Origin of the sequence: Flavobacterium microcysteis (assembly GCF_006385255.1) — a bacterium.
In the GTDB taxonomy this organism is placed as follows: Bacteria; Bacteroidota; Bacteroidia; order Flavobacteriales; family Flavobacteriaceae; genus Flavobacterium; species Flavobacterium microcysteis.
In genome coordinates, this window is sequence record NZ_VFJE01000055.1 from 272,368 (window position 1) to 287,374 (window position 15,007).

Here is a 15,007-nt window from a genome sequence, read left to right on the forward strand (position 1 = left end):
GAAAAGCAAATTTCAGAAATTATGATTAAAGATTTCTTAGCGTTTTCGTGATAATTTCGTAAGGTTATTAACGAAAACGATATAGTGAAATTATTTTTATCAGCTATTTCGACTAAATCGATGAAAGAAATGCAATAGTGTCAACATTGTCTGCATAGTCCCAAAGCTCTGGTTTTTGTGTCTTGCCAAACGGAATACTGTTTTCAATACTTCCTTTAGAAACTATGCATTGAATCTGCTCATGATCTGCTTCTAAGCGTTTTTTGAGCTCATCCGTATTTTCATAGAATTCATAAAATACGCTTGAAATTGGTGAAGAATAGCTGGTGTCTTCTTTGATAGTAAGAAATCCGTTATCTAATAATTTGAAATTGCTCATCAGGAAAACCGCCTTATTGTAGTCGTAATTGTTGGCGTATTTTTCATAATGTATGACATCCTGATATTCAAAAATCCCTTCAAAGAAACTGTCAAATTTATAATCTTTCGGAACAAAAATTTTGGAAACATTTCTACAGCCTAATCCAAAATACCTGAAAATATCTTCGCCTAATTGAATGAAATCTTCTTTAGATTCTGTGCCATCTAAAATAGCAACAGAATTTCTGTTTTTTCGGATTATGGAAGGTTTGTCTTTAAAATAATATTCGAAATAACGAGCTGTATTATTACTTCCTGTTGCGATAACAGCATCAAAATTTTCTAATTTACCTTCTGCAAAGGTGATGTATTCCGCCAATTTAGGCTCAACAGCAATGATGTATTTTGCTAAAAACGGTAACAGATGTTGGTCATTTGAAGATGTTTTTACCAGTACTTTATGACCGGAAATCAAAACACTCAAAAAGTCGTGAAAGCCTACCAATGGTATGTTTCCAGCCAAAATTAATCCGACAGTCTTGCCGCCAACGTTTTCCAGATTGTACTTAGAAAGCCACTGATCCAGGTTTTCTTTTGTCAAGGCTTCTGCCCAGGAACGGATAGCAAAATATACCTGTTCCGGCGTATACCAGCCGTTGTGAGATTGAGATAACTCAATCAAATCCAAAAAATCATTGAAAAACAAATCGTTATGTAAAACGGTTTCTTTTTTAATACTTTCATTTTCAGAAAATTGACTCAAGAATTTCCCTAACTCTACGAAAATATTTTTTTTGTGCTCTAAAGTCATATTGATTTGCTTATGAATTGTTTTGGGCGTAATTTTGCACAAAAATAAACCTTTTCTAGGCAGTAGGCAAGCCTTAAGCATATTGCCTATAGCTTACAGCAAAAAAAGAAAAAAATGGCAATCATAATAACAGACGAATGCATCAATTGTGGTGCTTGCGAACCAGAATGCCCAAATACTGCCATATACGAAGGGGCAGATGATTGGAGATACAAAGACGGAACCAAACTTAACGGAAAAATAGTGCTTCCAAATGGGGAAGAAGTAGATGCGGATGCGCCACATACGCCTCTTTCGGATGATATCTATTATATCGTGCCAGGCAAATGTACAGAATGCAAAGGTTTCCACGAAGAACCTCAGTGTGCTGCTGTTTGTCCGGTTGACTGTTGCGTTCCGGATGAGAACCATGTAGAAAGTGAAGAGACTTTGCTTAACAGGCAAGCGTTTTTACATGACGAATAAAATTTCTTAAGTAAGAAAATAAAAAAAACCTGAATTAAACAATTCAGGTTTTTTTTATGTGTTATTAAAGTTTATTTCGGTGAACGTACATACGTTTCGATAGAAACTTTGTCTGATTTGTCATCATAAGTTTCTACAACCAGGTTTCCATTGGTATCAAAATATCCTATTGATGTTTGGTTTTTACCTCTGTAGATATAACTGTTTGTACTTGTAGCTCTCAAAAGTCCCAATCTTTTATTGTCTTGAGTAGTAATAATATAACCAGCAGGATCTAGGTTCAACTGATATGTTTTTCCATTTGAAGTATAATAAGAAGAACGGTCAATATCAACGGTTCTGGTACTTCCGTCAGGATTGATTACCTGAGTTTTTGAAACTACTTCAACAGGTGTTTCTTTCAAGTCCTTGTTTAGCGCTTTGGAATCAGCATTTTGGAACTCGATATTCTGAACTTCCTTAACTTCCTGAGTTTTTAGGTATGTTTTCTCGCCATCAGAATCCTTTACCTTGGTTACGGTAGTTTTCGAAACATCTGTGACATTTTTATTCTGAGCTTGCAGACTTAAAGCTGCAAGCAATGCAATGCTGCTTAACAAAATAGTTTTCATAATGATTTGATTTAGAGTGATTATTAACAAATTTAAGGATTTTGTGTTAAATTGACTTTTAATAAATCATAAAGAATTGCTAAATGTTATTTTTGAATAGAGATATTTTAATTTTTTAAGAAATAAAAATAGAAAGGCAAGGAGGTTTAATTTCAAATCCAAAAGCGTATATTTGCACCCTTAAAATTATCAATATCATACTTATACCACAATGAAAGCAGGAATTGTAGGGTTGCCAAATGTTGGAAAATCAACATTATTCAATTGTTTATCAAATGCAAAAGCGCAAAGCGCAAATTTCCCGTTCTGTACTATCGAGCCGAACATCGGAGTCGTAAACGTACCTGATCCGAGGATTAATAAGTTGGAAGAATTGGTGAAACCAGAACGCGTTCAGATGGCGACTGTAGATATTGTAGATATTGCAGGATTGGTAAAAGGAGCAAGCAAAGGTGAAGGTCTGGGGAATCAGTTCCTTGGAAATATCCGTGAGTGTAACGCTATCATCCACGTATTGCGTTGTTTTGATAATGATAATATCGTCCATGTTGATGGAAATGTGAATCCAATCCGTGATAAAGAAACTATCGATATCGAATTGCAGTTAAAAGACCTTGAGACGGTTGAAAAACGTCTTGAAAAAGTAAACCGTGCTGCAAAAACAGGAAATAAAGAAGCACAAGTTGAGCAGGCTTTGCTTAACCGAATCCGTGAAGCTTTATTGCAGGCTAAATCAGCCAGAACAATAACGCCACAAAATAATGATGAGGAGACTCTTTTGGAATCATTTCAATTGATTACCGCTAAACCGGTTTTGTATGTATGTAATGTTGATGAATCTTCTGCAGTTAGCGGAAATAAATATGTAGATCAGGTTAGAGAATTGGTGAAAGACGAAGATGCTGAGGTTATTGTACTTTCTGTTGGAGCTGAAGCTGATATAACAGAATTAGAAAGCTATGAAGAACGTCAGGTGTTTCTTGAAGATATGGGCTTAACAGAACCAGGTGCTTCTGTATTGATCCGTGCAGCTTATAAATTGTTGAAACAACAGACTTATTTTACCGCTGGTGTAAAAGAAGTACGTGCCTGGACTATCAATGTTGGAGCAACAGCACCTCAGGCGGCTGGTGTAATCCATACTGATTTTGAAAAAGGATTTATCCGTGCTGAAGTAATTGCCTATGATGATTACGTGGCATTCGGTTCTGAATCTAAAGTAAAAGAAGCAGGTAAGCTACGTGTTGAAGGTAAAGAATACATCGTAAAAGATGGTGATGTAATGCACTTCAGATTTAACGTATAATCTTAAAATAAAACAATTAAAGCGGCTTTTGAGCCGCTTTTTTTATGAAGATATGTCATGTTAAAAATCCCATAAACCGACTAATGAATTTCTTAAAATCAACTATATTTGAGTAAACCGAAACCAAAATCATCATGAAAACGAAAGGGTTATTCTCAAAAACATGGTATTTGATCAAGAATTCAATATCGGAATTTAATGATGACAACGCAATCAAATTAAGCGCTTCGCTGTCGTATTATACCATTTTTGCAATACCTCCGCTGATGATTATCATCATTACACTTTGTGGTTTTTTCTTTGGGAAAGATGCGGTTACTGGAGAGCTGTACGGACAGATTAACGAACTCGTAGGTAATGATGCGGCAATCCAGATACAAAACGCCATCAAAAACGTAGAACTTTCAGATAGTAATGTGTTTGCGGCCGTATTTGGTGGAATAATGTTGCTTATTGGAGCTTCCGGGGTTTTTGCTGAAATCCAAAGCTCCATTAACTTTATATGGGGACTTAAGGCCAAGCCAAACAAAGGCCTTAAAAAGTTTATCCAAAACCGATTAATGTCTTTTTCCATGATCGTTTCCGTCGGGTTCTTATTGTTGGTCAGTTTGCTGGTCAATTCGGTTATGGATCTTTTGAGCGCCAAGCTTAAGTCGTATTTTCAAGAAGGAACGATTTATATCTTTTATGTATTGAATATGCTTCTGGTGTTTGCTATCATTACCTTGCTGTTTACGATTATTTTCAGGACACTGCCAGATGGGAAAATCAGATGGAAAGATGCTTTTATAGGCTCGTCTTTTACTGCTGTGCTTTTTATGATTGGGAAATTTGCTATAGGACTTTATCTTGGGAATTCCGCTGTCGCCAGTGTTTATGGGGCAGCAGGCTCAATTATAATAATTTTAGTATGGGTGTATTATTCCGCAATAATTCTTTATTTTGGCGCAGAATTCACTAAGGTGTATGCGAAAGCTTTTGGAGGCAGCATTAGCCCTAATGAATATTCTGTAGAAATCCAGAAAGAGATTTTTGAAATAACAGACGCAGGAACCAATACAAAAACCAAACTATGAAACTAATTGCCTTTGGCGGGAGTAACAGCTCCAAATCGATTAACAAGATGCTGGCGACTTATGCTTCCAGTCTTTTTGAAAATGCAGAAGTAGAAATTTTAGACCTTAATGATTTTGAAATGCCGCTTTTTTCGGTAGACAGAGAAAAAGAAATTGGGCAACACGAAACGGCAAAGAAGTTTTTGGCAAAATTGGCATCGGCTGATATTTTGGTCATTTCTCTGGCTGAAAATAACGGTATTTATTCTACTGCTTTCAAAAATATTTATGATTGGTGCTCCAGAATCGATAATGAGGTATTCCAGCAAAAACCAATGCTTTTGATGGCAACTTCGCCAGGCGGTAGAGGAGGCAAAGGAGTATTGGATTTTGCGAGTAGTAATCTGCCAAGACATGGAGCAAACATTAAAGCTCTGTTTTCACTTCCAAGCTTTTATACCAATTTTGATGTGGAAAACAAAAGGATTTCAAATGCAGAATTGGATAGCGAATTAAAAGAAATTATAACCAATTTTGAGGCTTGAAAAATGTGAAGAAGATTTTCAGGATTTTACTGAAGATAATTTTAGGGATACTCGGTTTTTTTGTTGTTTATATTGTGCTAGCACTTGCTATTCCTTATATCGGAGTCAATACCGAAGATAAGGACAAACAGGAAGATGTGGAGATTTATATTAAAACCAATGGAGTGCATACTGATATTGTGGTTCCAATCAAAACAGAATATAAAGATTGGAGTGAAAAAGTAAAATACGAACATATCGCTTCAAAAGATTCCACCATGCAATTTATAGGTTTTGGCTGGGGTGATAAAGGTTTTTATCTAAACACACCGGAATGGTCAGATTTAAAATTCAGCACGGCATTTAATGCAGCTTTCTATTTGGGAACTTCTGCTATGCATGCTACTTTTTTCAAACAACTAAAAGAAAATGAAAGTTGTGTCAAGATTGCTATCAGCAAAGAAGAATACGCCAAGCTAATCACTTATATTGAAGGTAGTTTTCAATATGACTCTCAGGGAAATCCAATACTGATTCATGCCACGACTTATGGACAAAATGATAGTTTTTATGAGGCTAATCGAAAATATAGCCTGTTTTATACCTGTAATACCTGGGCAAACAATGCTTTGAAGGCTGCCGACCAAAAAGCGGCGCTATGGACGCCTTCTGATAAAGGGATTTTTTGCCATTACAGATAATTCAGATCAAAATAAATTTAAGCAATGAGGAAAATTATTACTCTTTTTCTATGTTTTTGTATTACCAATTCTTTTTCTAGAGACTTTTTAGAAGTTGATGAAATTGTAAAAAAATATCCTTCAAAAGTCCAAAATTTAGAAGCTATAAGTAGTTTGATTAAGAAGGACTTTAGCAGTGATTCTGAAAAGGCTAGGGCGGTTTATTCTTGGATAACTTTTAATATTGGGTTTGATGTTGCTGCCGCTAACGCAATGGGCAGTGCGTCAAGTATGGCATTTTCTTATCGGGATGAAAAGGAAAAGAAAGCAAAGGAAATTAAATTTAAGGAGTCCGTAATTTCTAAAACATTGCTTTCTGGTAAGGCTATCTGTCATGGCTATTCAATGGTGTTTGAAAAATTAAGCCGTTTAGTAGGACTTGAAAGTGAGATAGTAACAGGAGCCCTAAAATCTGATCCATCGCAAATTGGACAAGTAAATTTGGCTATTGACCATGCCTGGAATGCTGTAAAAATTGATAATATTTGGAAATTTGTAGATACTACACTTGGGGCAGGATATATTTCTCAAAAAGACGATTCTTTTAAGCCGGACTTTAATGGTTCATATTTTTTTATGTCGGCTGAGGACTTGTTTTTAAATCATTATCCAGAAGATAAAAAATGGCTCACAGTTAATAAATCAAAACTAGATTTTTCAAAATTACCGCTTTATTACAGGGACTATTTCAGTGGCAATTATGAGATATTTCCGAAAAACGGAATTATTTCTTCTGCAACACCAAATTTCCATTTAGAGATTAAAAATTTAGGGGAATATGATAATGCGGATTTTATATTCAGCAGTGAAAATAAACGTACCTATCTGAATAATGATAACAAAGAGACTCAATTTGATATTTCATTAGTTGGAAAATCAGGTGATTATCTGACGATTTATGTTAATCGGAAAATTATGGTAACCTATCTAATCAAATAACAGTTTTTTTTCTTCCGAAAATTATAGAGCTATAACATAAAGTCTGAATTTCTCTACTATTCAGATGCAAATAGGATTGTAATTTTGTCAATTATTCTATTGATAACTTTGCCCTGCAAGACTTTCATTTTTCTTGCGGATACTGTATATTAGCACAAAATCCATAATTTTCAAATGTCAGAACAAAATCAGTATACCGAAGACAATATCCGTTCTCTCGACTGGAAGGAGCATATCCGAATGCGTCCGGGTATGTATATCGGGAAATTGGGCGACGGTTCTTCGCCAGACGATGGTATTTATATCCTCTTGAAAGAAGTTTTGGACAACTGTATCGATGAATTCGTTATGGGTGCCGGAAAAACCATAGAGGTGACAATCAAGGAGAAGATAGTTACCGTACGAGATTATGGGCGCGGAATTCCGCTTGGAAAAGTAGTGGATGTAGTGTCCAAAATGAACACGGGAGGAAAGTACGATTCCCTTGCCTTTAAGAAATCAGTCGGTCTGAATGGTGTCGGAACCAAGGCAGTAAACGCTTTGTCGACTTATTTCAGGGTAGAATCAGTTCGTGAAGAAAAACAGAAAGCAGCAGAATTCTCAGGAGGTAATCTGGTGCTTGAAGAAGATATTATCGAGACTACCAAGCGTAAAGGAACAAAAGTGACCTTTACTCCGGATGAGGCCATTTTCAAAAACTACAAGTTCAGGAACGAATACGTATTGAAAATGCTTAAAAATTATTGCTACCTGAACACAGGACTGACAATAATTTACAATGGTGAAAAATTTTATTCTGATAACGGACTTAAAGACCTGTTGGAAGAAAATATTGCTCAGGAAGATATGGTATATCCAATCATCCATCTTTCTGGCGATGATATAGAAATTGCTTTAACACATAGTAAATCGCAATACTCAGAAGAATACCATTCTTTTGTGAATGGACAAAATACAACTCAGGGAGGAACCCATTTGGTTGCTTTCCGTGAGGCGCTTGTCAAAACAATCCGAGAATTTTATAATAAAGGCTTTGAGCCATCCGATATCCGTAAATCCATTGTCAGCGCAATCAGCGTGAAAGTAATGGAACCGGTATTCGAATCGCAGACAAAAACAAAGTTGGGTTCTACAGAAATGGGGCCGGATTTGCCGTCAGTTCGTACGTTTATCAATGATTTTATCAAAAATAAATTAGATAACTTTCTACATAAAAATCCGGAAACGGCAGATTTGCTTTTACGCAAGATTCTGCAAGCGGAGAGAGAAAGAAAAGAACTTTCAGGAATTCGTAAGTTGGCGAAAGACAGGGCAAAAAAAGCCAGCCTTCACAACAAAAAACTACGTGATTGCCGTGTACACTTAACGGATTCTAAAAACCCAAGAAGTTTAGAAAGCACGCTTTTTATCACGGAGGGAGATTCGGCTTCGGGTTCTATCACCAAGTCACGTGATGTGAATACACAGGCAGTATTCAGTTTGCGTGGTAAGCCTTTGAATTCGTATGGCATGAGCAAAAAGATTGTTTACGAAAACGAAGAATTCAACCTGCTGCAGGCTGCTTTGAATATTGAAGAAGACATGGGCGATTTGCGTTATAACAATATCGTAATCGCAACCGATGCCGATGTCGATGGAATGCACATCCGTTTGCTGCTGATTACATTCTTCCTGCAATTTTTCCCTGAGTTAATCAAGGAAGGACATTTGTATATTTTGCAGACACCGCTTTTCAGGGTAAGAAACAGAAAAGAAACCATTTACTGCTATTCCGAAGAAGAACGGGTAAATGCCATTGAAAAGCTAAAACCTAAGCCGGAAATCACACGATTTAAAGGTTTGGGAGAAATCTCTCCTGATGAATTCAAGCATTTTATTGGTGAGGATATCCGTTTGGATCCGGTCATGTTAGACAAGCTGACTTCAATCGAACAGCTGCTGTCTTTCTATATGGGTAAAAACACGCCAGACAGACAAGAATTTATCATCAACAACCTGAAAGTAGAATTGGACGTCGTTGAGAAATAAGATTAGATTAAATAATTATAGGACCGCTTAAATAAATGGACGAAGAAGAGAATTTAGAGCCGATTGAAGGTCAGCCTGAGGGATCAGGGACGCATTTTTACGATAACCAGGAAGAAGTTAATCCGGAAGATACCATAACGAAGGTAACCGGAATGTATAAGGATTGGTTTTTGGATTATGCTTCCTATGTAATCTTAGAGCGTGCCGTTCCTGCAATAGAAGATGGTTTTAAGCCGGTACAGCGCAGGATTATGCACTCGATGAAAGAACTGGATGATGGTCGTTACAACAAAGTAGCGAACATCGTTGGGCATACAATGCAGTATCACCCGCACGGTGATGCCAGTATTGGTGATGCCATGGTGCAGATCGGACAGAAGGATCTGATTATCGACATGCAAGGAAACTGGGGAAACATCTTGACAGGTGACGGAGCAGCTGCTTCCCGTTACATCGAAGCAAGAATCAGTAAGTTTGGACATGATGTTTTGTACTCTCCAAAAATTACTTCATGGCAGGCTTCCTATGACGGTAGAAGAAACGAACCGATAAATCTTCCTGTAAAATTCCCGTTATTATTGGCTCAAGGTGCGGAAGGTATTGCCGTTGGACTTTCTACCAAGGTATTACCGCATAACTTTAATGAGCTGATCGATAGTTCTATAAAAATACTAAAAGGCAAGCCTTTTACATTATATCCTGATTTCCCAACGGCTGGTATTGCTGACGTTTCCAATTATAATGACGGAATGCGTGGCGGTCGTGTTCGTGTTCGTGCGAAAATTGCACAGCTCGACAAACAGACGTTGGTCATAACACAGATTCCTTTTACGACAAATACTTCTACTTTGATTGACAGTATTTTGAAGGCCAATGACAAAGGAAAAATCAAGATTAAAAAAATTGAAGACAATACTGCTGCCGAAGTTGAAATCCTAATCCATCTTTATCCGGGTGTTTCTCCAGACAAGACAATCGATGCCTTGTTTGCCTTTACAGCTTGTGAAACTTCTGTTGCTCCATTGGGGTGCGTAATTCAAGATCATAAGCCGTTATTTATTGGCGTGTCTGATATGCTTAAAATTTCTACTGAAAGAACGGTGGATTTGCTTAAGCGAGAATTGGAAATCCAATTGGATGAATTGGAAGAACAATGGCATTTCCTTTCTTTGGAGCGTATCTTTATTGAAAAGAGAATTTACCGTCTTATCGAAGAAGAAGAAACGTGGGAAGGCGTTATCAAGGCGATTGATGAAGGATTAAAACCGTACGTTCAGCATTTGAAGCGTGCCGTTACTGAAGAAGATATTGTTCGTTTAACAGAAATCCGAATCAAAAGAATTTCCAAGTTTGATATTGACAAAGCGCAAGAGAAAATCGAAGCTTTGGAAGGTGATATCGAACAGGTAAAACACGATCTTGATCATATTATTGATTTCACGATTGCATTTTTTACCAAACTAAAAGAAAAATACGGAAAAGGTAAGGAACGCCAAACCGAACTCCGAATTTTTGATGATATTGAAGCTACAAAAGTAGTATTGAGAAATACCAAATTGTATGTAAATAGGGAAGAAGGTTTCATTGGAACCGGTTTGAAAAAAGACGAATACGTTACGGATTGTTCCGATATTGATGATGTGATTGTTTTTCTTCGAAACGGAACCATGATGGTGTCTAAAGTCGATGACAAAAAGTTTGTCGGTAAAGACATTATCCACGTTGCCATTTTTGATAAGAACGATAAGCGTACAATCTATAACATGATTTACCGTGATGGAAAATCAGGATCGTCTTATATCAAACGCTTTAATGTTTCGGGAATTACCAGAGACAAGGCGTATGACCTGACACAAGAAAAAGCAGGTTCGCAGGTATTGTATTTCTCCCATAATCCGAATGGCGAAGCTGAGGTTATTACCATATTGCTCCGACAAGTTGGAAGTGTCAAAAAATTGAAATATGATATTGATTTTGCGACGATGGCTATCAAAGGAAGAGCATCGAAAGGAAATCTGGTTGCCAAATATCCAATCAAAAAAATAGAATTAAAGGAGAAAGGAATTTCGACTTTAAAGCCGAGAAGAATCTGGTTTGACGATACGGTACAGAAACTAAATGTGGATGGCAGGGGAGAACTGTTAGGAGAATTCAGGCCTAATGACAGACTTTTGATTATCAATCAATCCGGTAAGCTGAAAACGATTATTCCGGAACTGACAACGCATTTTGATGAAGACATGGTGGTCCTTGAAAAATGGGTTCCTAAAAAGCCTATCTCTGCCATCTATTATGATGGAGAAAAGGAACGTTATTTTATAAAACGATTCCTGGTGGAAAACGAAAACAAGGAAGAAATATTTATTACGGAACATCCAAAATCACAATTGGAAATTGTAGTAACAGACTACCGTCCTGTAGCTGAATTGGTGTTTGCAAAAGTAAAAGGTGTTCAAAAAGAAAACCAGACAGTAGATTTGGAAGATTTTATTGCCGTAAAAGGAATAAAGGCACTTGGTAATCAATTGACAGCTGATAAACTAAAACAAATTAACCGTTTGGAACCGTTGCCGTATGAAGTTCCTGAGGAAGAAATTCCGGAAGAAATAGAAGTTTCCGACTCTACAGAAGTTTCAGAAGACATACAGCTCGATGATGACGGACAGATCACGTTAAGCTTAGACTAAAATAGAAAAACGGAATGCATTGCATTCCGTTTTTTATTAATCGTATTTCTTGTCGGTCAGTGTTTTCATAAAGGCAACCAGAGCCTTTTTTTCTGCTGCGGTCAGATTTAGCTTATCAGTAGGAAGTGTTTGATTTTCTACCGTCAGTCCTAATCCTGTTCCTCCGCCCAGGTCATAAAACTCAACCACTTCTTCTAATGTCATATAAGCCCCGTTGTGCATATAAGGTGCGGTTACAGCCACATTGCGAAGCGTAGGTGTTTTGAAAGCTCCTTTTAGTTGTGACAATTGGTTGAAAATATAACGGCCTTCATCTTTGCTTAGGCATTTTCCGGTGGCATCTTCAGGCGTGCCAACAACTTCATGTTCTGTTTTGGCGAAGTTTGGTGGTACTGTTCCATTAAATAAGGGTGTAAAGTGACAAGTAGCACATTTCGCTTTTCCCATAAATAGATTCATGCCCTGAATTTCTTCAGTATTGATAGCCTCTTTATTTCCTCGCATATAAGAATCAAATCTTGAATCGAAGGAATTGAGCGAACGCACATAACTTGAAATCGCATTTTGGATCTGCCAGGCTTCTGTCTTATCCGATTTTGGATAGGCTTTTCGGAAAAGCTGTATGTATTCGTTATCCGAAGAAATTTTGGAATGAATAGTAGCAAGCGACCCATGCATTTCATCTACATTTTCAATAACATCTACACTTTGCTTTTCTAAATCGAGCTGGCGCATATCCCAAAACTGGGCGTTTTGGAACGAAGCATAGGTCAGAGTAGGCGTGTTGCGGTTGAGGTTTTTTCCTTTTAAAGAGATATTGGTTTTTAATCCGTCAGTAAATGCTTTTTCTGAATTGTGACAAGAAGCACAACTTCTGCTGCCATCTTTTGATAGGCTTTTGTCATAAAACAACTTTTCTCCCAAAAGGGCTTTTTCCTCAGAATATTTGTATTCGTTAGACGCTACAAAACCATTAACATCAAAAGCATTTTCATCGAACAATGTTGCTGCGGTTGCTTTTAGTGCCCGGTTTCGTTCTACGGCCGGAATCTTTTCTTCTTTTTGAAACAGATTTAGTTTTCGGGAAAGCGGATTAAGATATTCTGTGATGAATTCTGCTCTGTTAAACGTATTAAAATTAGAGTTAGCATCGCAGTAGGCTTTTGCCTTTGAAGCAATTTGTTTTATTTCCTGTAAGGTCTTGCTGTTGGGTTGGATGATTAAAAGCAATTCCGGAATTATGATGATGCTTTGTTTGGTTTCTGCAATGGAAGAATTAAGTATCGGGCTGTCAAAGCCTGTAATTCCCAATGTCAGGATTCTATGCACATTTTGCTGTACGGCATCTAAAACATAATCATTGCTGATTGTAATGGCTTCAAAAGTGGCTTCCACCTGTTTTGCATTGGAAAGAAGAATGTCCAATTCCCGGATTATTTCTTTTTTGTTTTTGGAGCTGTATTCCGGGTAGATATGCTCTTCAATTACCTGAAAACCATTAGGTACAAAGAATTTATTTTCTTCTAATTCCATCTCGTCCAAAGCTGGTCCGTTCATAAATCTTGCCGTTTCAGGCACAAAATATTCAACTGCCCATTCAATCCTTTTGTATTGGAGTCTGGCTTTTTTGAATTGATTCAGGATTTCTTTTTGCGAACCATCTGTAGCAATTACTTCCTGCAGCAAGATGATTTCGTTTTTCAATTTTGTAAGATCTACCAGAAGTTCCTGCTTTATGTTTTTTTCAAAGGCTTTGTCCTCACAGCTCGAAAAAAATAAAGACAATAGAATGAGTAAAAATATAGAGTATTTCAATTTCATTTTGTGTAGTTAAAAAAGCAACAACCCTTATGGATAATAAGGGTTGTTTAATAGTGCTGTTTGCTTGTGAATTAACGTTGTACGTTTCGGATAATTACTGTTTGTCCGCCTTCTTTATTTGTGCTTCTTCCGCTTCCATCAGCATTTAGGAAAGCATCTTTTTGCCAAGTGTGTGGGTGAATGTTTACCAGGAATGTTCCAGGAACGCCAATAACGTCTGAAATGTCAGTCATAGCTCCAAATTCCCAGCTTCCAAAACGCATTTCACCTGTTTGGTTATATAGAGAATTCCAAGCAGCATCGCTTCTCTTATGGTTCATATTTAACCAAGGCTTGTTTTGTTTTGTAGCGATGTCGTATTGCCAGATGTAAGAATCGTGTTGTGCAGCTGTATAATAACTGTCACCGTCTTCTTGTATGTATACAAAGTTTTCAGTAACGCAAAGGTTGTCAGGGTTGATTAATCCAGAACCAGGAGTACTATCACCTTCAGCTATTACTTCAAGAGTTCCTGCTAATGGGTTGTTAGCACTCATTTTTAGCCTGTAAACTCTTCCCCACATTGTATAACCATCTACAGGAGCATTAGAAGTAGCTTGTCCAGTTGCCGTGAAATAAACCTCACGATTGTTGCTGGCACTCCCTTTTCTGTAATCTACGTCTTCAACTCTGGAGAATCGGATAGCACCAAGATTGTTTACTGTAGTGTTGATTACAGCACCCGTAAGGTTTTTAGCATTTGGAATTTCAACAAAAGAAACATTATAGCTATTGTTCATAGTCATAGCTGTTTCGACTTGGTTTCCGTCTGTTCTTTTAAGGGCATAAAGCTTCCCGTTTGATAAATCACCAACAGAATTGCTCATGTACATAATCATTTGCCCGGCACTAGCATGCGAAGTTGCATACGATTGGTCTTCACCGATAAGGATAACGGTTTTACCAGGATAAGCTTCTTTTGGAAGTGGAACAGCATTTTCCATACTTGCTTTTCCTAAAGCAGGAAGAACTCTGTCCGTTCTGCTTCTGTCGTTTGTCAATCCCATTGGGTCAATTCCATGAACCATACTTTCTTCACCGCTTTCTCCAGCTGTTAGGAAAACCGGGCCAAAACCATGAATTTCTGGTGTTGCCAAGGTTGCAGAACACAAACGGGTAAGTCCACCCACACCGTCAACGATATATTCTCCTTTGACAGGCTTAAAAGTCTTGTCTAGATATACTCTTGAAACCGATTGTAAAATTTCATGATTTGAAATCAGGATATAACCTTCACCAGAAGGATTTTTCATCAATCCTGCACCATCAGGCTGCGCACCATATACGAAAGTTGGTGATTGTGGCAATTGGTCAGCACTTGTAATCAAGGTGCTGATCTTCATACTCTCAAATCCTGGCATAGCGAATACAAACGCAGGAATGGAAGAATGTGATGTAAAATCGATTTCCTGATTTACAGGCGTTCCGTTTGAACTGTCATCATTTTGGCAGCTTGCCAATAAGATGCTCGCCGTTGCCAAAAAGGCAAAAGTCTTGGTTGTTAGTTGTCTCATGTTGTTGGTTTTTTGTTTGTGGCAAAGCTATTTATGAGACGTTAACAATAAATTAAGGAATGATTTTTAAAAGTATATTTAAAAGTAAAGGAATTGTGTAGGATCAG

Annotated in this window: 12 protein-coding genes; 8 read left to right on the forward strand and 4 right to left on the reverse strand. The window is 37.3% G+C overall.

The window, feature by feature from the left end; genetic code table 11:
• Positions 1-112 precede the first annotated feature (112 nt).
• Positions 113-1,171 carry an acyl-CoA reductase gene (locus FJA49_RS12525; RefSeq protein ID WP_140001261.1) on the reverse strand — a complete coding sequence of 353 codons (1,059 nt, stop codon included), beginning with the start codon at positions 1,169-1,171 and terminating at the stop codon, positions 113-115.
• Positions 1,172-1,285: 114 nt separating this feature from the next.
• On the opposite strand from FJA49_RS12525, the gene FJA49_RS12530 reads away from it, so the two are divergent.
• Positions 1,286-1,636: a 4Fe-4S dicluster domain-containing protein gene (locus tag FJA49_RS12530; protein ID WP_140001262.1), complete on the forward strand. Its 351-nt coding sequence runs from the start codon at positions 1,286-1,288 to the stop codon at positions 1,634-1,636.
• Between the two features lie 71 nt (positions 1,637-1,707).
• On the opposite strand, the gene FJA49_RS12535 is transcribed toward FJA49_RS12530, so the two are convergent.
• A complete protein-coding gene (locus FJA49_RS12535) occupies positions 1,708-2,247 on the reverse strand; it encodes a hypothetical protein (protein WP_140001263.1) in 540 nt (179 codons plus the stop codon).
• 211 nt (positions 2,248-2,458) lie between these two features.
• Between FJA49_RS12535 and ychF the strand changes: the two genes are divergently transcribed.
• The 7 genes from ychF to FJA49_RS12570 all read left to right on the forward strand — a co-directional run bounded on the left by ychF (position 2,459) and on the right by FJA49_RS12570 (position 11,526).
• Entirely contained in the window at positions 2,459-3,553 is a 1,095-nt protein-coding gene (gene ychF / locus FJA49_RS12540) for a redox-regulated ATPase YchF (RefSeq protein ID WP_140001264.1), read from the forward strand.
• Between the two features lie 134 nt (positions 3,554-3,687).
• Positions 3,688-4,629: a YihY/virulence factor BrkB family protein gene (locus FJA49_RS12545; protein WP_140001265.1), complete on the forward strand. Its 942-nt coding sequence runs from the start codon at positions 3,688-3,690 to the stop codon at positions 4,627-4,629.
• Positions 4,626-5,153: an NADPH-dependent FMN reductase gene (locus FJA49_RS12550; protein WP_140001266.1), complete on the forward strand. Its 528-nt coding sequence runs from the start codon at positions 4,626-4,628 to the stop codon at positions 5,151-5,153. The genes FJA49_RS12545 and FJA49_RS12550 overlap by 4 nt, the downstream gene beginning before the upstream one ends.
• A 5-nt stretch (positions 5,154-5,158) precedes the next feature.
• Entirely contained in the window at positions 5,159-5,833 is a 675-nt protein-coding gene (locus FJA49_RS12555; protein WP_140001267.1) for a TIGR02117 family protein, read from the forward strand.
• Between the two features lie 24 nt (positions 5,834-5,857).
• Positions 5,858-6,811 (forward strand): transglutaminase domain-containing protein, encoded by a 954-nt coding sequence (locus FJA49_RS12560; protein ID WP_140001268.1) that lies wholly within the window; start codon positions 5,858-5,860, stop codon positions 6,809-6,811.
• Between the two features lie 174 nt (positions 6,812-6,985).
• On the forward strand, positions 6,986-8,839 hold the full coding sequence (locus tag FJA49_RS12565; protein WP_140001269.1) for a DNA topoisomerase IV subunit B: 1,854 nt from the start codon (positions 6,986-6,988) through the stop codon (positions 8,837-8,839).
• A 35-nt stretch (positions 8,840-8,874) separates the two neighbouring features.
• Complete coding sequence (locus tag FJA49_RS12570; protein WP_140001270.1) at positions 8,875-11,526, forward strand: DNA gyrase/topoisomerase IV subunit A; 2,652 nt, start codon at positions 8,875-8,877, stop codon at positions 11,524-11,526.
• Positions 11,527-11,562: 36 nt separating this feature from the next.
• Here FJA49_RS12570 and FJA49_RS12575 read toward each other — a convergent pair whose 3' ends face one another.
• Positions 11,563-13,347 (reverse strand): cytochrome-c peroxidase, encoded by a 1,785-nt coding sequence (locus FJA49_RS12575; protein WP_140001271.1) that lies wholly within the window; start codon positions 13,345-13,347, stop codon positions 11,563-11,565.
• Positions 13,348-13,418: 71 nt separating this feature from the next.
• Positions 13,419-14,900, reverse strand: a complete 1,482-nt coding sequence (locus FJA49_RS12580) for an alkaline phosphatase PhoX (RefSeq protein WP_140001272.1) — start codon at positions 14,898-14,900, stop codon at positions 13,419-13,421.
• Between the last annotated feature and the right edge of the window lie 107 nt (positions 14,901-15,007).